The organism is Sinorhizobium sp. FG01, from assembly GCF_002531875.1.
Lineage (GTDB): Bacteria > Pseudomonadota > Alphaproteobacteria > Rhizobiales > Rhizobiaceae > Sinorhizobium > Sinorhizobium fredii_C.
In genome coordinates, this window is sequence record NZ_NWTB01000014.1 from 106509 (window position 1) to 125227 (window position 18719).

Genomic DNA, 18719 nt, shown 5'->3' on the forward strand with positions numbered 1-18719 from the left:
AGCTTGTTGTCTGCAGACAACAAGCGGCCGACCGCAGGTCCCGACGTTGAACCGATGGATAGGAGCAGGCTATGAGCAAGCGCACCCAATCGATCCGATCTCTCTTTGCCGCAGGGAATGATGAGGTCCAGTCGAGCGAAACCCGTGTGCCTGTTCAGCGCGTAGCATCGGGAGCAGTCCGATCGTTGAAGGATACTTTTTCGGAAGTCGAGCGCGACTACGAGGAGCTCAAGCAGCGCATCGCGGAAGGCGCCCTCCCCCTCGACCTGGATCCGCTCTCCGTCGACCCGTCGCCATTCGCCGATCGCTTCTGGGATCAGGATGTGGCGGCAATCGAGGCGCTCAAGGCATCAATTAAAGAACATGGACAAGAGATGCCGATCCTTGTCCGCCAGCACCCCACTGAACCATCTCGATATCAGGTTGCCTATGGGCATCGCCGGCTGCGTGTTGCGACAGAGCTTGGTATTTCGGTCAAGGCATATGTTCGTAACCTGGACGACGACCGACTTGTCGTAGCACAAGGGATCGAGAACTCCGCGCGCGAGGATCTTAGCTTTATCGAGCGCGCGACGTTTGCGAACAAACTTGAAGCGGCCGGATTTCAACGCCCCTTGATCCAATCTGCATTATCGGTGGATAGGGCAGAAGTTTCAAAGCTCATCGCAGTGGCTCAGGCAATACCAGAGTGGATTGTCACGGCGATCGGACGCGCACCGAAGATCGGCCGCGGGCGGTGGCAGGAGCTCGCAGACCTCCTGAAGGTCTCCCGGTCTGAATCGAAGGCGCGCAAAGCAACCGAAGAGAAGTCATTCGGCCACAAGGATTCGGATGATCGCTTTACGGCTGTGGTTCGCGCCCTGAAAAAGGCGGACAAAAGCGAGTCGGTGCCACGTGTTACTCCCGCGGTCGCAAGGTCTACCGCTGGCGCAGAAATCGCGAAGCTTTCGGTCTCGGCGAAGCATTGCAAGATTCAAATCAGCAGGGATCGTGATGAGGCATTCGCCGTCTTCGTGATGGAGCAGCTTCCTGGTCTCTATGAGAGCTTTAAGAAAGTTAATCCATCGTCTGAAGGATAATTGAGGAAGGAAGTAGCAAAAGAAAAAGGCCCCCGAACGACGCCGTCGTGGAAGCCTCTCTCATTGGTCTAAGCAGCCTGAGAATCGCATTTCCATGAATCGCAGTCAAGAGTCTTTGGCGCCGTTTCGGTGAGCGGATTTCTTTTGCCTATTGGATAGGTGAAGGAAAATGCAGAGTGGACATGTGACGGCGCCTTTCGGGCGGCGACCGATGACGCTTGCCTTGGTGAGGAGACAGATTGCTGTCACTGAAATCAAGGCTGAAAAGTCGGTCGAGAAATGGAAAGTGTTTCGAGACGTATCCGAGGCACGCGAGCCCTTGGGGCTCCAGGACAGAAGCCTTGCGGTGCTTGACGCATTGTTGAGCTTCTTTCCCGAGAATGAACTTCGGCAAGGCTCGTCGTTGATCGTCTTTCCGTCAAACGCCCAACTAACGCTTCGGGCCCATGGAATCGCTGGAGCTACTTTGCGCCGGCACATAGCGCTTCTGGTAGAGGCGGGGCTAATCATCCGCAAAGACAGCGCCAATGGAAAGCGTTACGCCCGTAAAGACCGGGCTGGGGAGATCGAAGCTGCGTTTGGCTTTGATCTTTCGCCCCTTCTAATGCGGTCAGAAGAGCTCGCCGGCCTGGCACAGCAGGTTGTGGCAGACCGTGCTGCGTTCCGCAGGGCCAAGGAGGATCTTACCATCTGCCGCCGGGATGTCCGAAAGATCATCACGGCGGCGATTGAGGAGGGCGTTTGGGGTGACTGGGAAGCCATCGAGGAAATGTATGTGGCCTGCGTCGGACGCATTCCGCGGTCTCCGACAATGGTGGATCTCGAGTCGATCCTTGAGGAACTCGTCCTGCTTCGGGAGGAAATCGTCAACCGATTGGAACTGCAGAAGAATCACCAAGATATTAGCACCAATGATGCTCACAATGAGCGTCACAAACAGAATTCAAAAACCGAATCCATCTGTGAACTTGAACCTAGCTCTGGAAAAGAGCAGGGGGCACCACCGAGCCAGAACAACGAACGACGGAGCGAGGAGCTGAAAACTTTCCCGTTGGGATTGGTACTTCGAGCGTGCCCGGAAATCGACGCATATGGGCCAGGCGGCTCAATTAGTACCTGGCGGGAGCTGATGACCGCGGCCGTCGTGGTGCGATCAATGCTTGGGGTCAGTCCCTCCGCTTACCAGGATGCTTGCGACACGATGGGACCCGAAAACGCGGCTGCGACGATGGCGTGTATCCTCGAACGGGCAGGGCATATCAATTCGGCGGGTGGCTACCTTCGCGACCTGACATCCCGTGCGAAAAGGGGGGAATTTGCCTTGGGGTCGATGTTGATGGCCTCGCTACGCAGTCGTGGGGGGCAGGCGAGGAGTGCATGACCGAGCGAACGAACCTTGCTGACATGTCACCGCGACGAAGCCTTTCAAAAAGCCTTGTTGTCTGCAGACAACAGGCTAAGTGGCTGATTTCATAAGAGTGGATCGGGCGCCAAGCGAAAGGTGCTGCGTGACGTCCACGTATAATATCAAGGTGGAACCTGATCGATCGCATTGTTTCGCGGCGGGGAGTTATCTTGCCATTATCCACGGCCAGGCCGCTTCAAGAAATACCAAGTATCGCTCGAGGAGATCGCAAAGGAGACGGGCCTGAAGTTCGACCAGTTGCTTTTGAAAGCCGACACGATGAGGGGGCTCGCAGGAACGGGACTGGCCAACGTGCGAGATATGAAAGGCCTTTAGAGGGTATGGGGACGTTCGTTCTCGCAGCCATCGTTGATGTTGACTCGGCAATGGCGTTAATCTGGGCCGATCGGCGGATTTCCGAGTAAGCTAGATAAGACGAGCAGCGCGGCCGCTTCGGCGGTCCGCGTTGTTGTAGTAGCTCGATGCCTGCTGGACCGACCGATGCCTTGACTGTTCCATGGCTTCGGGGAGGGAGACTCCGCGATTGGCGGCCTCCGTCAGATATCCGGATCGCAGTCCGTGGGCGGAAAATTCCGCCGGGTCCAGCCCAGCCAGTTCCGCCCGTTGCTTGACGATATCGTTGACCGCCTTCGGATCGAGCGCCCGCTTGGAAACATTGCCCCAGCGATCGATCGCCCGAAACACACTGCCGCCGTCGATCTTCGCGGCCGCGAGCCAGGCGGTCAACGCTTCCACGGGCCGGCCGGTGAGATAGACGACCTCATCCTGGCCTGCGCCGGAATTCTTGGTGCGCCCGAGATGGATGGACAGCGAGGGCAGGGGGACTTCATCCTCGCCCTTTACCGGCGCCTCCGTCGTCAGTTGCGCCTTGCGCAGGCCAGCGACTTCACTGCGCCGGCGACCGCCCGACGCGAAGGCGACCATCAGGATAGCCCGATCCCGAATGTCGCGCAGACTTTCCGAGCCGCAGGTCGTCAGCAGTTTGGCCAGCACATCGCCGGTCACCGCCTTGGCGCTCTTGCGGCGGCGTGGCCGCGGCACGGCGCGCACCGCGAGTCGGATGGCCGACCTGAGGGCAGGGGAGGCGAAAGCGCCATCGAGACCGCGCCACTTGGTCAGTGTCGACCAGTTGGCTAGCCGTCGCCGTACGGTGTCCGGGGCGTGCGGTCCGGTCGACCGGAGAAAGCCGCCGTCCCGCAAGGCCCGGTCGACATCATCCGGCATGCCGTGATCGGGATCACCCTCCCGCTTCGCCGGATCCCATAGATGATGGGCGACGAATTTCAGCAGCAGCGCCTCCGGCGCCGGCCAGGGGAGGGGGCTGCCGACGGCCGCCAGCGACCAGGCTTCGAGATAGGCGAGGTCGGAGGTCAGTGCCCGCAACGTATTCTCGCCCATGCCCGCATTGACCAGATGGCGGAGCGTTTCGACATCCTGGTCGGTCAGCAGTTCGGCTAGTTTATTGCGCCGTCCGATCGGCAGCACCGCGGCGATCGTGTCGAGTCCCTCGGCGCGTTTTTCGATCGAAGGTGACGACGGCTTGCTCATTTTGGCAGTCCGGTCTCGTCATAGAATTCGTCGTGGTTTGAGGTCTGGTCACAGATCGTCGGGCGACCCGCGGCTGCCAGCGCCAGAAAGTCATCGATCGTGCCGTGGCCCGCTCTTGGAATTGCCACGATGACGGCAAAGGGATTCCCGTCCCGACAGATGACAACCTCATCATCGCGCAGGGCAAGGTCGATCAATTCGTCAAGTCGCTCCGCTGCCTCGGCAATTTCGACGCAAATCTTCACCGCTGTTGCCCTTTACCAGATCCGTTCATGCAACACCGCGTCGAAGGCGCTGTCGAGCGACACAAAGGTGCAATGTTCGAGCCGCACCTGCGCAGCAAGAATACGGTCCCACGGATCGCGATGGTCCCAGTCGAAGCTGGCCGCCAGTTCGGCATGCAGATCACTGATCGCCAGCGTCTGTAAACCGCTGGCTGTGACGGCGGCCCGCAATTCCTGCGGCTTCAGGTCGAGCTTCTTGAGGCGCATCTTGTTGTCGAGTTCATAGAAGGAGACGGCGCTGACCAGGATGGTGTTGGCCTTGTCTTCGATCAGCGACCGAGCCTTCAAGGAAAGCCGGTCGCTGCCGATTGTCCACCAGTAGACGGCGTGGCTGTCGAGCAGAATTTTCACGAGCGGCTGTCTTTATCCGAAGGCTTGCCCTGCCAGACGCCGACGTCGTCATTCCAATCGCCGGCATCGATGGCGGCCTGTTCGGTATCGACCGCGCCGAACAGGTCGTCGGGCAGGCCACGCTGGCGCAGCAGGCCGAACGGGCGCTTGCCGCCGTCGGCCGGGCCAATGCGGGCATACACTTCGTTGCCGCGCATGATGACGATTTCCTCGCCGTGGTTGGCGCGTTCGAGCACCTCGGCGAAATTTTTCCGGGCTTCGCTGATCTTGTAGCTGGTCTGCGGCATCGAACCCTCCGATATTGGCTCACGACCAGCTTATATCATGGCTTCCGAGTGCGTACAACAAGCATGTACGTAACACTTCCGATAAGCATGACTTATCGAAGGTGAGACCTCCAACCGGAAATCATACCATGTGAGGAACCCTAATATTCAGATAGAGTTCCTGTAAGAAATCATTTACCATGATTTCAATGGCTTACGATCTCGCGAAAATCAGTATGAGTGCCTTGATGCGGCCGGCTTTTGACGCCGGTATCGCCCTCACGCGTCTTGACGAACGCATCGCCCGCTCGCCGGTCGGTTCGGGCTTCCTCGAACGGCAAAATTTCGCCGAGGCCTGCGCCTCGCTGTGGATCGACGGCGAACTTGTCCATCTCGAAGACCTCGTCCTTCACGACGCCACGCGCGACGTTCGCACGCCCACCCACGAATTGACAATCGCCCGCGACGTTCTGCGCACCCGCCGGCGCATTGCTGGTCATTCGCCCGAATGGGCCTTATCGCCCGACGGCGTTCGCACCCTGCGACAGACTTCGGAGATCACAGCCGCCAGCACTGACGCGGCGGAGGCGGCTATCACCACCCCGCGCGCGGTCCCGGTGGATCCGGAAGGGGAAGGGTACGATGACGACGCGGAAAATCTGCCCGGCGTCGACTATGCCGCCATTGATGCGGTGCTGGCACGATCGGAGGCAGCCATCGAGAACGCGAAACGTCCCGGCCGAGCCGACGGCAACCGCGCAGCGGATAGCCGTGCGGAAAAAGATCCGATGATCTACGATCTCGACTGGGACGAGGATGCCCGGCTCGACGAATGGCGCGGCGTGTTGCGCCAGGCCGAAAACCTGCCGGCGGTGCTGCGGGCGATCATTGCTCTCGATGCCTGGAATGAGCTTGCCGTCCTTCAGCACGCGCCATGGCTCGGCCGGCTGTTGGCCGCGTCAATCCTTCGGGACTGCGGCATCACCACAGGCGCCCATCTCGCCGCCATCAATCTCGGTCTGAAAACCATTCCTGTCGATCGGCGCCGGCACCGCGACCGCGAGACAAGACTGCTCGCCATCGCTCACGGATTGATCGCGGCGGCCGAGATCGGAATGAAGGAGCATGACCGGCTGACATTGGCGAAGACGATGTTCGAGCGAAAACTGGAGGGGCGGCGGACGTCTTCGAAATTGCCGGAGCTGGTCGAACTGGTAATGGCCAAGCCATTGGTGTCGGCCGGGACGGTGGCAAAGACGCTGGAGGTGACGCCGCAGGCGGCGCGGCGGATCGTTTTGGAGCTCGGCCTGCGCGAGATGACGGGGAGGGGGAGGTTTCGGGCGTGGGGAGTGGTCTAATGGGAGCACCCATCGGACTGCACAAATAAAGAAAATGATGTGCCTTTCAATGGTGCAATTCGACGGGTGAAATAGGTCTGCCATAAGGCGAGCGTTCGCTTTTCGGCTGTGGTTTGAGCGATATTTGCAGGTAGGACAGCTCCGCTATCACGTCGTTTCCGAACGCGGAAAACAGGTTGATCAACTCATCTTGGCGGGGCTGACCGAACGCCAATCGATAGGTCGCCAGAGACTTCTTCAAATTCTCGTAGCGCTCGACCTCTCTACTAAACGGGGGGAGGAGCACAACGCGCTCAATTTTTTCGTCGCCGGGATATACCCAGAACGGCACGATATCGCCGGCGCGACCCTGTGCGATCTCTTGCTGCCGGGCGGCCTCGAACATGTTCTCCCAAGGGGCGACACGACCATCCTCGCTCAGTGCGAACTCGCCGAACTTGAAAGCAATGTTGCGACGGACAGCATGATTCTTAAAGCGATGGACTCTGCCTTCGCGCTGTTCAATGTCGACGGGATTACGCGGCAGGTTCCAGTGAATGATCCGCGCACAATAACTATGGAAATCCAGGCCTTCTTGACCAATCGAAGTTGTCGCCAGTACGAACGGGCGGAAAGGAGATTTGAAGGCGGCTTGGACGAGCGTCGTGCGGCGGACACCTTTTTCATCCTCCGCTTTTGTCGCAAATCGCATCGCAAAACGCGCTCGCACCTCGAATGTCTTGTCGTGCAAGCGTGAGCGCCCGGCAGTCCAGTGATCGAGCGTTATCTGAGCCGGCCGCAATGCAACAACTTCGACGACCTTGGTAGCAACCAGTCCCGCGCGTCTATCCGCTTGCAGTTCGCCGCCGCGCTCAGCGTCGAGGACCAGTTGGAGATATTCATCCAAGACTGCGGACAAATCGTGCGCGGCGGCATGCGTAATGACCTGGCGCCAATAGTTCAGGGGCGATGTCTCTGCCAACAACGCCCGGCTTTCCGGCTGGTTATACAAAGTCCGGAAGCCGAGAGCGATCGCGACTGCCGCTCCGACGAGAGCAGGATCGTCTAATGGGAGCTCCGGACATAGGCGACCAAGTGCTCGAAGGGCACAAGTTGCTGGCGATCCAAGGGCAAAGTCTGCGAGTTTGTCGTAGACATCTCGGGCATCTTGATCGTCGGAATGCTCTTCGGCTTCGAGCGCGTTCGTGAGCACATCAATGGCGCGCGCCATTGCCCCATGTTCCTCGTGGCCTTCGTGCTCGATGGCGCCCACCCTACTCCAGTCCACGCGTCTACCTAGCTCATTTTCCAGGTTGAGCGGGAGGAGTCGATCGGATCTTCCGGACAGACGCAATAGTTGCTCTTTGTCGATGTGCTCGGTGAGCACTCCAACCGCCTGGCGGCGCAGCTCCTTATAGCTTGCCGCACGTCCAAACCGGCGCTCCATTGCCAAGGGGTCTATCCATGCCGCCAGTGTGGGGGAGGGGCAGAGCATTGGCATCATCTCCTCAATGCCAATTGGGCGGCTGGTGCGGCTAACCAGATCGCTCGTCATGCCCATGCGACGGCTTGCTTCATGCGAGAGAAGTGCAGCGATCGCGTCCGGCACCATCGACCAGTCTGAAAATATGAGCGACTTCGTTGCCGGGACCTGCTCTCCATATGTTGGTCGAGAAGGTGGAAGCCACAACGCGCGATCAAGTCCGTGCTGGAACGCTGTGTCGGCCACCGCGCGCATTCTCGCGTTCCTCAGCGGAATCTCAGCATAGTCCTCGACCTGCTCCTTGCTGATCAGGAACGGAGCAGCAGCCTTGATTGCGCTGCGCAGTTCGCTGGAGGGCTGCAGTTTCAGCGTCTGTAGTTTCTGGCGAAGCTTGTATTCACGCATGAAATTGAGCAGGTATGGCGACGACTTCCAATACTCGACGATGCCCGGCGCGCTGACAATGGCCGCGACCTGGGCAATAGCCTTCGCCTCCTTGAGGTCCTCCGTCTCAATCGTCAGCTCTGGCTTGCTTTCCTTGACCAGAGCGTTGCGGTCGTCGGTGGAATCCACGCGCTCGGTCCGGGCGATGACCTCGCCCAGGATGTGCTGGACCCGGTCACGCTGGACGCGGACGTGAGCTCTTGTCTCGGGCATTGCCTGCAACGCACGACGGAACCCCTTGAGCTCTATTTCGAGTTCCCTAATCCGAGCGTCACCATCTTCTTCCCCGAACAGGAAGCGCATGGTGCGCAAGAAGTCACCGTAGTGATCGCCCTCTTCCGGATCGTCGCTATTCAATGTCAGCATGCGGTATGGCGTAGCTGATAGTAGCAACAGGCGCGCTTTCGAGCCGTCGGCGCCGGAGTAGGAAAAGAGAGCACGCGCGAGTTCCGCCGCGGCTGCCTTTTCGGGCGCCGACTGCTCATCGTGCTCGTGCAGCAAGTCGGCAAATCGCTGAAATTCATCGAGGATGATCAAATCCGGGCTCAGCGCATCCACACAGATCCGTGCCAGGATACGGCGCAATTCGCCAATCATGCTAGCCGGTCGCTGGTCGACCGGATAGTTTGGATTTATTTTGCTCCTCGCCAACTCCGCGGCGGCACGAATTCGCTCTATGAATTCGTCTCCGACAGCAGCGTTGAAATTCTCGGAAATCTCTTCGGAGATTTTCTGGCCGCGCATCCAGTCGGTCCAGCCGGGCCAGTTTTCGGCATCGACACCTCCACGGAAAACCCGCTGTATGCCCCTATGTCGGATGCCGAGTCGCTTCCTCAGCATCTCGTAGATGAGAGCCCGTTCCTTTGCGGTGCCCAGCGATGACTTGAGATCGAGTGCCGTTCCCGGGGTAAGACTGATGAGATTTATAGGTCTGGAGGCAATCCCGCCATCCTGCTCGATTTCGAGCGGAAGCAAGGTGAGGCGGGTGTTCAACGGCTTTGTCGCCGAGCCGATGACGTTGAGCGACTTGATGTTCTGTTCGGCAATCGTCTGGTTTGAGCAAATGTAAACGACGTCGATACGATCAACCTTGCCATTCAGGTCTTCAATCGCCTTCGCAATGACGCCCCGTGCCACCATGGTCTTGCCAAGACCGACCTCATCGGCAACGAGGAACTGCCTCGTCGGCCGGGGGTCGGTGAAAAGACGTCGAAATACATAGTCGACCGTGGCGCGCTGAAAGGGCTTGAGCAGCTTCAGATGCTCTTCTGCTTGATAGGTCATTTTCGGGTGGCCTTGTTCGTCACGAGCGGCGCAAAGCTGGCCCACAACTTCAAAAAATCTTCGGGGACGATGCTCTTGCCCGTGTCGGGGTCCTTCAGGTGTTCAATGAGCTGATGGATCTCGGCAAGCTCGTCGCCAGCGAGCGCGAGAGCCCGTACCATTGGTTCCAGGAGCGCGTTTCCACCTTGACCAAGTCGTCGAAGCCATTGTCCTTCACCGGCCTTTTCGCTCTCCAGAAAAGTGCCTTCACCCAAACTTCCGAGAAGCATGCTCAGATAGCGGAAGAAGTTCTCGACATTGGCTATATGGGCCCGCAGGACGGCAGCGTCCCGGCCCTCGGGCAAGCCAAGGAGCCGGGCACCCAAGGTAAAGGCAATCTCTACGCCGGTTTCCGCGTCCCGGAGCCGCAACCCCAGCCAACGGGTGACATCGCTCAACGGAACAGTGCTGATAGCCATCCTCGAAGCCCTGCCAGAGAGCAGGGGTGCTGCATCGTAGCCCTGTTCATTCGCAACCGTGATCGGCCGAATGAAACATCTCACGCCCACTGGAATTTCGATCGGAGCCGTTTTGCCGGCAATAGCCAGTTCGAGGCCAATGCCTTCAGTCAATTGCGTGCAGTGGAGATCGAACGGCTGTGCTGCGATCTTGGTGCGCAATTTTTCCAGGACCTTTTCAGCAGCTGCAGCAGCATCCTGCTCGATCGGCGCCGACGGCACATAGGGCGTCAAAAGGCGCTGAAATCCATCCGAAAACAATGTGTCTGCAATTGAACCCATGCGGCTTTTGGGACCATCGAGGGTCGCCATAACTTCGACGTTCTGCGTGCGGCCGCCGCGGGCAGCCACCAGGGCGGCAGTTGTTGCGTTGGCAGAGCCAAGATGAATGTGCAGACGCGAGCCGCGCTCGACTATATACGCCTTGGCATGCAGGCCTTCAAGATCGGCGGCACCTGGGTCGTCACGATCTTCTTCCTCATAACGCGTCGCCCGGTCATCGAGGGTCTGTATCTCGAAATGCTTGCGAATGTCAGGCTTGATGCAGTCGAGTTCCTCAGCACGAGCGACGAGCTGACAGGCCGAGGGTTGGTCGTAGCCTTGGGCAAGGCGCGCAAGCGCGTCACCGCTGACGAAAGGCGACAGGATGGCAAGGCGGTCACCTTTTTGCGGGGACCATACGCTTGAATCCAGACCATTGACTGCGAAGCTGACTTTGGTCGCCCCTGCAGGGAGATCGTCCCAGCTGCAGCGCTCGAGGTCACGCAATAGCGACGGAAGAAATTTTGGCGCCGCCGGACGAGTGACCGAATTTGCAAGGCCCGGAAGGGCACGCAGAAGCTGCACAATCGGCTCGTTAGTAGGGTTGATGTGTTCTTGGACCCTACCGTCGAGGCAAAGAGCCAAATCCCAGCACCTGTCATTCGTGAGGTTTCGGGAAAGAATCGCAAGCCGCATGCGCGTAGGCTGACCCTCGCGCTCGGGTTTGAAACGGATGCACCAAAGCTTGGGATGGAAGGCACCGCCGCCAGGAGCGGCAACCTCGATGATCGTCTTTTCGTACAGTGCCATCAGACGCGCCGCATTCGGCCGCGCCTCCTTGATGCGACCTCTGTCGCAGTAGATGGCCATGCTGCCGGCCATTCGCTCGACGCTTTGCAGCAGGGCCAGCGGGCTTCGCAACATCTCGTCGCGGTTCTCGGCATCTCGAAAAACGATAGTGATCGGAATGGTGAGGGCCGTTTCGAAGTCAAGCGAGTAGGTCGTCGCCACGGCGTTGTCGAACCGGTATTGATCGGGCGCCCGCATAAGCGCCGTATAGAGCTGGCGATTTTCAGGGTGAAAAGCGGGTTCAGCCGGCATCGGCGAGTTCTCCAAGGTAGTTTCTGGAGATGCCCCATCTGAAATCGAGACGCGCGTCACCCGAGGCGCCCGACCATCTTTCCAGTGGCGCATCGTGTAGAAGCCGCGCCTTTAGCCGCTTGAGGTCACGTTCGCGATGTTTCAGAAGCTCGATAGCAGAGCTGTCCGTTTCCAGATGCTTTGCGCCGCTCCGCGCTATGGATGCCCAGCCCCGGATAAAGTCGCGGGACGCTTTCGTCAAACTGTGGCTTGTCGTCCCAATCAGGCTAAAGAGATCGTCCAGGTCCCAACTGTCCAGGTCCAGGAATTCGAGCTTCGTCCTCCAGTCGTCGAGACGCGAGCGGTAATGCTCCATCAGCGCTGAAGCATCTGCGTGTTTCTTTGCGTTTGGTCGTTCAGCGGCACGCAGCGCTAACAAGAGATTGTAAAGCAAGCTTGCGCCATACATCACGCCGGAGAACCTCTCGGCGTGTCGCAGTAGCGAGCGATTGAACTTTGAAATGGTACTCTCGCCCACCTGCCATGGCCAATCCTGGCTGAAAGGCTTTCCCGTCCGCGCCAGCTCATTCAACAGGCTCGGCTTTGCGTTACTGGCAATGCGATCGCGCAAAAAGTCCGCTTCCTTCAGCGTCAGCGCGAACGTGGCTTGCTCAAACAGATCTTCGGGCGCCTTCGGCAGGCTCGATGACCAAAGCTTCAGGTCGTGATCCTTGAGACTTTCCGGACCATAGGACAGGAAGGTCGCCTGCGAACCCATCATAGTACGGATGCCAAGGGTGTTAAGGCCTGCCCAGTACACGCTTGAGGCAAGCCGCTTGAGGTCGCGGCCCGCATCACGACCAATCACACCGGTCGTCTCATTGCCGCGAAGCAGCGCTTCGCTCAGCCGGAATTCCAGATCGCGAGCAATGTTTGTCCGTTCTGCTTGCGTCGCCTTGCGGCTTTGCGCCTCGCAATAGGTCCAAGGAATGAACAGCATGTAGCGCAGCCGAGTCTGGATCGTGCTGGTCCCGGGAAAAAGAAGATCGGCAAGGCCATCGCGCACTGTTCCCAAACCTAGCTCGTCGCGAGCTTCTGGTTGTTTGAAAAGATCGATGAGCGTTTGAGCGCGTCGTCGTTCCTCGGGGTCGAAATCAATCCAAGCAAGATAGGACATGCAGTTCCGTCCAGGTTAGCGAGTTAAACCCGCGGCTCGCTCGTGCCGCGGTGGTGGTTACCACTACGAAATGAGCCGATAGGCATTCTGCAGGAGATCTGCTCTCGTCGTCAGGATGGCGGCGAAGGCACCTTTGCGGAGTTGACGGCGACTGCCGTCGCACTCGTCATCAGGACGATCAGGCCGAGCTCTGCGCCTGTCATTTCGAGATATGCGCGAACCTGACCCCTGTAATGGTCGACTGTCTTCGGATCCGGGTTCACATCGCTCTTCCAATCGATCACCACGACCGGCCGACCCTCGTGGTCAACCGTCAGCGCATCGGCGATCCCTGCCGTCGCGACCGTTTCATCGTCCTCAGCACGAAGAGCATAAACGGGAAACTCGGCAAGCAGACTTGACCGCAGGGGCGCGATTTCCGGCAGCGCCAGCGTCCGGCTGACGCAGCCGGCCAGCTCTTCCGGGACGAGCCCGGCGGCCGAATCGGCGACCGGAACCTTGCCGAGCGCGCGGATAAGTTCCTCGGCGCGGGTAGCGAGCGCCGCCGGCGCGTCGTCGGTTTCGCCGGTCAAGACCTCTTCCATCAGCTTGTGCAGGATGAGCCCGCGTTCGCGGCCACCTTGCACGAAGGCGGGTGTTTCGAGCTCGATCGGCGCACCATGCTCTGATCCGGTCCAGATTTCCGGTTCCTCTTCCTGCAGTATCGCCCCGGCTGCATTCTCGTCGCGGCTTGGAGCAAGCCACGTCAACCGCGTCTGCCGATCGGCGATCGCGCCGGCCTCGGCCGCGAAAGCCTCGCGCGTTTGACCATTGCTCGGGCCGCCAGCAACCACGACGGTATCTGACGGCAAGTGCGACGCGTCCAGCGCGGCGAGCGCTGCGATCGACAAATCGACGAGACTGATCCACGCCGACTTCGAAGGCGTCACGTCGGGTCGCGGAAGAACCAGCAACTCCCGGGCACGCGTCGCGGCGACATACCAGAGACGGACACGTTCGCGGTCGAGCTCGTCCTTTTCTGCCTGCCGCGCGATGTCGTAGCCGGACGGCGGGACCCCGAGAATTGGGCAGTAGAACGTGTCGTTCTGCTGGTCGATCAACGCGTTGTCCGGCGCCATCACACCGGTCATAGTGTTGATAGGAATGACGACCGGCCATTCGAGACCCTTGGCCGCGTGCATGGTGAAGAGCGCGACGGCCTCTTCCTGAGCATCAGGCCGACCCTCGACGGCGCGTGCTTCGTCGGTCCACGCCGCCGTCATCGCCTCGGAGAATGCCCGCAAGCCACGGACCGCATAGTTCGTTGAGAGGCTGAGATAGAGATCGACATTGGCGAGCGCGCGTTCAGCCTGACCGCGGTGCCGTTCGAGGAGGATAGGACGCACCCGCAATACATCTACGGCTTGAGAGAGAAGCGCGTGTGGTGTTGTGCTATTGCTGCGCCGATGGAGCGCCTGCAGCTTTTGGATAACGTCGCGAGCTAGAAGATGACCGATAGCCGCTGGATCGACGCCAAGATCGAGACGGGGAATCCGGTCGGGCTCGTCCTCGGAACGCGGCAGCGTCCAGCTGATGTCCAGCAGCTCCTCTTCACTCAGCCCGACAAGCGGGCCGCGCAGAAGCGCACCCAGTGCCAGGGTGTCTCGGCGATCGGCCAGCACGCGGGTCAGCGCAATCAGATCCTGAATCTCCTGCCTACGGAAAAGACCCTTGCCAGCCTGTGTCGCCACCGGAATGCCCCGCCGCTCCAATGCTTCTTCATAGCGCCACAGATCCGCGCCGGTCGGGGCAAGGAGAGCGATATCGCCAGGCTGGCACGGCCGGTCCTCCCCATTTTTTCGGTCGAGAATGCGGTGACTGCCGATCAACCGGGCGCAGAGCTCGGCTACGGCGTCGGCTTCCGCGTCACGTTGCTGTTCGGCGCTGGCATTGCCGTCTGCGTTCGCGACGGCAATGTCGAGGGCGGCGACGCAGAGGCCTTCGCCGCGATCGGTGTGGAAAGCATCGAGCGCCGTGAAGCCGGGCTGGCCATCCGCCGACAGGATCGCCTCGAAGCGCTCGTTGACGAACGTGAGGATCGAGGCGCACGAGCGGAAATTGGTCGAGATAGACACCAGGCCGTCCGCATCCTGTGCCGCGAAGGCCGCGCGCGCCTGAACATAGGCACCGACGTCTGCACCGCGAAACCGATAAATGGCTTGCTTCGGATCGCCGACAAGAAAAAGCGCGCCGGGGCGAATTCGGAAGCTGGTCCAATCCTGCGGGTCGCCCACGGGATCGCCGCACAAGCGCCAAAAGATCTCCGCCTGGAGGGGATCTGTGTCCTGAAACTCGTCGACGAGGACGCGGCCGTAACACTGTCCAAGTGCCTGACGTACCGCTTCGTGATCCCGCAGCAGATCTCGCGCGGCGTAGATGAGATCGTCGAAATCGAGCTGGGCGCTGGCGCGCTTGTGCTCTCGATAGCGTGCTAAGGTTGGCCGTGCCTCATCGATCAGCGCCGCGAGTACCTGGCTCGATGTGGCTTGAAGTAGCGCGGTCCATGCTGCGCAGCAGGCATCAAAAAGGCCCTCTGCAGCATCATTCAGCCGCTCGCCGTCGGCCTTGGAAAGCCCCGCCTGTTTCGCCGCTGCCACCCATTTGCCCTTCTTGCGATAGGATGAAAAGCCGCCGGCCTTGGTGCACAGATCGGGATGGGGGCGTGAGACCAACAGTCCGACGAGACCCGCAGGCGTGGATGCGTGTGCTGCAGTTGGCAGGCGGGTAGCCATTTCGGAAAAGCGTACCGCGTAGACCTCAGTCTCGGGCTCGACCACGCCCGCGGCTCGCATGAAGGCAGAGAGGTCATCGGCCGCCCGCCGAAATGCCTGCAAATGGAAAGCAAGTGGCGTCACCGCTGGTGCGACGAGGCTCCTGCGTCGGCGCAGCGCTTCGGCAATCTTGTGCATGAGCGCCACGGTCTCGCCAGGACTGTGCAAAACCATCTCGGCGAGGATCCCACCCTGATCGCCCGACAAGCGTTCTCGGAGCCAGTCATCGACAATCTCGAGAAAGTTGAGGTCGGCCTGGTTGCGGTCCATGACGGTAGCGCCGGGATCGATATCCGCTTCAGCCGGGTACGGCTTGATCAGATGCTGACAGAAACCGTGGATGGTCGAACAGGTGATCTCGTCGATGGCTGCGCTCGCTGCGATGAGATTATCGCGTTGCGCTTGCGACAGACCGTCTGGCAACCCGACGCGAAGTTCAGGCGCAATACGACCTGCGGCGAGATCGGTGACGAAATCCCGGACACGGGAAAGGAGTTCGCTCGCGGCGAGTTCCGTGAACGTGACTGCCGCAATGGCGCGCGGTGCCACACCTTCGGCCAGCATGACGGCGATGCGTCCGGCCATTACCGCGGTCTTGCCCGAGCCGGCGCCGGCCTCAACGAGGATCGAACGGTCGTGTCCGCTGATGGCGTCGCGCCGGGCGGCGTCATCTTTGAGAATTCTTGGCATGGTGTTCATTATTCCACCTCCCAGACCTGAGCGACTTCGCCAAGCTGCTCGGTCGCGGCGGGTTGCTTGCGTTTGCAGTAAGTGGCGCTGGCATTGGCCGGCAGAGCGAAAGCGAGATCGTCATAGTCGCTGCCGGTGTCCGGCCCTGGCAAAGCGGCGCCACTTGCGAACGAACTTCGCGCCGCCCGCAGATGTTGGATGATCTCCGCCAGCGTGGCTTCGGGATCATCGAGCTGAAGGTCGAGCGCTTCACGCGGATAAAGCAAAGATGCGCTGATCACGACATGGTCGCCCAAGAGCGCCTTCACGGCGAAGGCGTACAGGCAGCGCTGGAGTTCGCGTCCGCCATTCAGCCGAATTTCGCCTTTGGGAGGCTTTCCGGTCTTATAGTCGCGAACGAGCGCACGGCTTCCATCGCCGGCAACATCAAGCCGATCGATGTAGCCGGCGACGCGAAACCCGGTGTCCGGAATTGTCACGGGCAAGCTCGCATCCCAGGGTAGCTCTGCCGTCGACTTGGGTTCTGACCCACCAAAGGGCACTTCGCCATAGGAACGGCTTCCCGGTAGATGCGCGTCGCCATAGGCGAGCGCCTGACCAGCTAGAAGGCGCACGTCAGCGAGTGTCCGGTCCCATATGACATTAGGGGGAATGGGGCGTTCGCTTTCCCAATCGAGTGAGACCGAGTCCACAGCCTCGGCCACGGCTCCCTCGATGGCAGCCGCATTGGCGGAAGCTAGCCCTCCGGCTGTTTCGAGGTTCCGCAAGGCGCGATCAAGCACCAAATGGATGAGATCGCCGGCGGCGAGGGCGTCAAGCACGAGAGGCTCGGCGCTGCTCTGCGGCGACTTCCAGCCGAAGGCGTAGCGCCAGAGAAAGCCGAGCGGGCTGCGCAGCAGGGTTTTTAGCGAACTGGCCGACTGGGTCCGCGCCAGGATAGCGAGAATGAGTGGATGATCAGGCCGGACGAGGCCATCATGAGGGGTGATGTCGCCCGTGCGCCAGTCCCGCCAGCAAGCGCGAGCGCCGATCGCCTGAGGGTCTGCGGCGAACTCCTGCGGTCGAGCCATCAGTCGGTCGGTCTCGCTGAAGGCATGCTCGGGGACCGCGTTGCGGCGCAAATAGGTGCCGTCGTCGTAGGCCGTCAATAGCGGGCTGCGGCCGAGCAAACGTCCGTCGCTGTCACGACGGGCGCGGGAAAGGACGACCTCACCGGACGTGGTCGCGAGGATTGTTTCGAAATCCCTGCGGTCGGCGAGGTTGACGGGAAGAGGGTCAAGCTCGACAGTCGGAATAATGTGATCTGGTATCAGCCTGTCTTCAGAAATCGCGCGCGGCCAACGCGAAGAGTTGAGCCCGATCAGCCGAACGAACCGCCGCGGCGAAGCGGCAAGCGCGCTTGCCGGCATCCAGGCGACCGACACGCAGGCCTCCAGCCCGTCATCCTGTTTCAATGTATCCAGCGTCACGTCGATGGATGCGGCAGGCCCGGCCAGCAGCGCCTTGCGCCATATGAACAGCGCCCGGCCTTTGAGGAAGGCCTCGCCGATCTCCTGCGCCGCGTCTGGTCCTTTTGCCAGTTTATCAACCACCGCACGCAGCGCGGGCACGTGATCGGCGCCATCGGGCCAGTCGTCCGGCATGAGGCGCGCAAGCAGACGGTTCCAGGCGGCCGATGTCGACAAGGGCGCATCGCTCGGCAGGACTCGCAGCCATCCGTCGGGAAGCCCAGACAGCGGTGTCGATTCTCGACACAGCGAAGCCAAACGGCGCAGACGCGATTGCGTGAGCCCGCGCACGACGATATCGGCAAGTGCCGCTGCCGCCTGTCCCTCCCGCGTCGCGACGGCGCGAACGCCGTGAACGAAATGCAGGTCGATATTGGCGTCGCCGCGTAGCGCCAGGAAATGGTCGTCATAATCGGCCGGAGAAGCCGTCGCGATTGCGATTTCGGACGGCGAAGTGCCCGCGGCGAGCAAGGCACGCGCCCACCGCATCGCCTCGATGGCTTCGTGGTACGCGGTCGCGGCACTGATGGAACGAACCTCCGGCTCTTCGGTCCCGCCCTGGATGATGGTGACGCCGCAAGCGCCCAACCAGTTCGGGACTGAGCGGGGGCCGGCCTTCCATCGCACCGGCATATGATCGGCAAGCTGCTTGACCAGAGGACGCCAGCACGGCGACAGTTCCGTCAGCCCGACGATTTCGATGTCGCCGAAAATCGCCGGTGCATGAGCAATACGGCTGCTGGCAACGGCGACAATGTCGACTGGGCGCATCATTCCTACCGGAAATTGAGCAAGGACCGCGGCCTCCAGTCCAGCGATGGCGGCGAGACGCGGGTGGTCACCTGCCCGAGCTGCGAGATCGATGCCTGCGCGCCATGCCTTGTAAAGCGTGTCTGCGGCTGCACCAATCATACCTGGCAGCGTCTTGATGCTTTCGAGCTCGCCCATCGGCATTGCTGGCAAAACCGCCTGAATCGCCGCACGCAGACTTTCCTCGTCAATCGGCCGGGCGAAACCGCCAGCAAGCCGCACAGCCGCCTGCTCAAAAGACATGATCTGGAGGCCGTGGCGACTGTCGCGCGCCGCTTCCAGCCGAGCTTCCCGCATTGCGAGGCGGCCATGGACGACAAGGGTTGACCGACTTGCGGTGGTCATGGTGTTTCCTTTCTTGGCGGATCCGGTGCGGTTTGTTCC

General features: G+C 60.5%; 12 protein-coding genes. 3 read left to right on the forward strand and 9 right to left on the reverse strand.

Features of this window, described 5'->3' with window-relative positions:
* Window positions 1–71: 71 nt before the first annotated feature.
* Both repB and repC read left to right on the forward strand, forming a co-directional pair.
* On the forward strand, window positions 72–1079 hold the full coding sequence (repB, locus tag CO656_RS22620; protein WP_097527210.1) for a plasmid partitioning protein RepB: 1008 nt from the start codon (window positions 72–74) through the stop codon (window positions 1077–1079).
* A 169-nt stretch (window positions 1080–1248) separates the two neighbouring features.
* Window positions 1249–2460, forward strand: a complete 1212-nt coding sequence (gene repC, locus CO656_RS22625; protein ID WP_097527211.1) for a plasmid replication protein RepC — start codon at window positions 1249–1251, stop codon at window positions 2458–2460.
* 450 nt (window positions 2461–2910) lie between these two features.
* Here the strand turns inward: repC and CO656_RS22635 are convergent, their stop codons facing one another.
* Genes CO656_RS22635 through CO656_RS22650 form a run of 4 tightly spaced genes read right to left on the reverse strand, consistent with a single transcriptional unit; the run spans window position 2911 to window position 4975 of the window.
* A complete protein-coding gene (locus CO656_RS22635; RefSeq protein ID WP_097527213.1) occupies window positions 2911–4053 on the reverse strand; it encodes a site-specific integrase in 1143 nt (380 codons plus the stop codon).
* Window positions 4050–4250 (reverse strand): prevent-host-death family protein, encoded by a 201-nt coding sequence (locus CO656_RS22640; RefSeq protein ID WP_337441763.1) that lies wholly within the window; start codon window positions 4248–4250, stop codon window positions 4050–4052. The genes CO656_RS22635 and CO656_RS22640 overlap by 4 nt, the downstream gene beginning before the upstream one ends.
* A 60-nt stretch (window positions 4251–4310) precedes the next feature.
* On the reverse strand, window positions 4311–4688 hold the full coding sequence (locus tag CO656_RS22645; RefSeq protein WP_097527215.1) for a type II toxin-antitoxin system VapC family toxin: 378 nt from the start codon (window positions 4686–4688) through the stop codon (window positions 4311–4313).
* Entirely contained in the window at window positions 4685–4975 is a 291-nt protein-coding gene (locus tag CO656_RS22650) for a type II toxin-antitoxin system prevent-host-death family antitoxin (RefSeq protein WP_097527216.1), read from the reverse strand. The genes CO656_RS22645 and CO656_RS22650 overlap by 4 nt, the downstream gene beginning before the upstream one ends.
* Window positions 4976–5154: 179 nt before the next feature.
* Here CO656_RS22650 and CO656_RS22655 point away from each other — a divergent pair, with 179 nt between their 5' ends.
* Window positions 5155–6312: an RHE_PE00001 family protein gene (locus tag CO656_RS22655; RefSeq protein ID WP_097527217.1), complete on the forward strand. Its 1158-nt coding sequence runs from the start codon at window positions 5155–5157 to the stop codon at window positions 6310–6312.
* Window positions 6313–6358: 46 nt separating this feature from the next.
* On the opposite strand, the gene CO656_RS22660 is transcribed toward CO656_RS22655, so the two are convergent.
* The 5 genes from CO656_RS22660 to CO656_RS22680 form a co-directional block, all read right to left on the reverse strand.
* On the reverse strand, window positions 6359–9502 hold the full coding sequence (locus tag CO656_RS22660) for a helicase-related protein (protein WP_097527218.1): 3144 nt from the start codon (window positions 9500–9502) through the stop codon (window positions 6359–6361).
* Window positions 9499–11361 carry a phospholipase D family protein gene (locus CO656_RS22665; protein ID WP_097527219.1) on the reverse strand — a complete coding sequence of 621 codons (1863 nt, stop codon included), beginning with the start codon at window positions 11359–11361 and terminating at the stop codon, window positions 9499–9501. Before CO656_RS22665 ends, CO656_RS22660 begins: the two co-directional genes overlap by 4 nt.
* Window positions 11351–12517: a DUF6361 family protein gene (locus CO656_RS22670; RefSeq protein WP_097527220.1), complete on the reverse strand. Its 1167-nt coding sequence runs from the start codon at window positions 12515–12517 to the stop codon at window positions 11351–11353. Before CO656_RS22670 ends, CO656_RS22665 begins: the two co-directional genes overlap by 11 nt.
* A gap of 110 nt (window positions 12518–12627) precedes the next feature.
* Complete coding sequence (locus CO656_RS22675; protein ID WP_097527221.1) at window positions 12628–16026, reverse strand: UvrD-helicase domain-containing protein; 3399 nt, start codon at window positions 16024–16026, stop codon at window positions 12628–12630.
* Window positions 16026–18680, reverse strand: coding sequence for a PD-(D/E)XK nuclease family protein (locus CO656_RS22680; RefSeq protein ID WP_097527222.1), 2655 nt, complete (start codon window positions 18678–18680; stop codon window positions 16026–16028). Before CO656_RS22680 ends, CO656_RS22675 begins: the two co-directional genes overlap by 1 nt.
* Window positions 18681–18719 lie beyond the last annotated feature (39 nt).

Excerpts from the sequence above, each read along its gene's own strand:
- CO656_RS22650 (WP_097527216.1), bottom strand. The coding sequence starts at position 4,975 with ATGCCGCAGACCAGCTACAAGATCAGCGAAGCCCGGAAAAATTTCGCC.
- CO656_RS22655 (WP_097527217.1), top strand. The coding sequence starts at position 5,155 with ATGATTTCAATGGCTTACGATCTCGCGAAAATCAGTATGAGTGCCTTG.
- CO656_RS22675 (WP_097527221.1), bottom strand. The coding sequence starts at position 16,026 with ATGAACACCATGCCAAGAATTCTCAAAGATGACGCCGCCCGGCGCGAC.
- CO656_RS22635 (WP_097527213.1), bottom strand. The coding sequence starts at position 4,053 with ATGAGCAAGCCGTCGTCACCTTCGATCGAAAAACGCGCCGAGGGACTC.
- repC (WP_097527211.1), top strand. The coding sequence starts at position 1,249 with ATGCAGAGTGGACATGTGACGGCGCCTTTCGGGCGGCGACCGATGACG.
- CO656_RS22680 (WP_097527222.1), bottom strand. The coding sequence starts at position 18,680 with ATGACCACCGCAAGTCGGTCAACCCTTGTCGTCCATGGCCGCCTCGCA.
- CO656_RS22660 (WP_097527218.1), bottom strand. The coding sequence starts at position 9,502 with ATGACCTATCAAGCAGAAGAGCATCTGAAGCTGCTCAAGCCCTTTCAG.
- CO656_RS22670 (WP_097527220.1), bottom strand. The coding sequence starts at position 12,517 with ATGTCCTATCTTGCTTGGATTGATTTCGACCCCGAGGAACGACGACGC.
- CO656_RS22665 (WP_097527219.1), bottom strand. The coding sequence starts at position 11,361 with ATGCCGGCTGAACCCGCTTTTCACCCTGAAAATCGCCAGCTCTATACG.
- repB (WP_097527210.1), top strand. The coding sequence starts at position 72 with ATGAGCAAGCGCACCCAATCGATCCGATCTCTCTTTGCCGCAGGGAAT.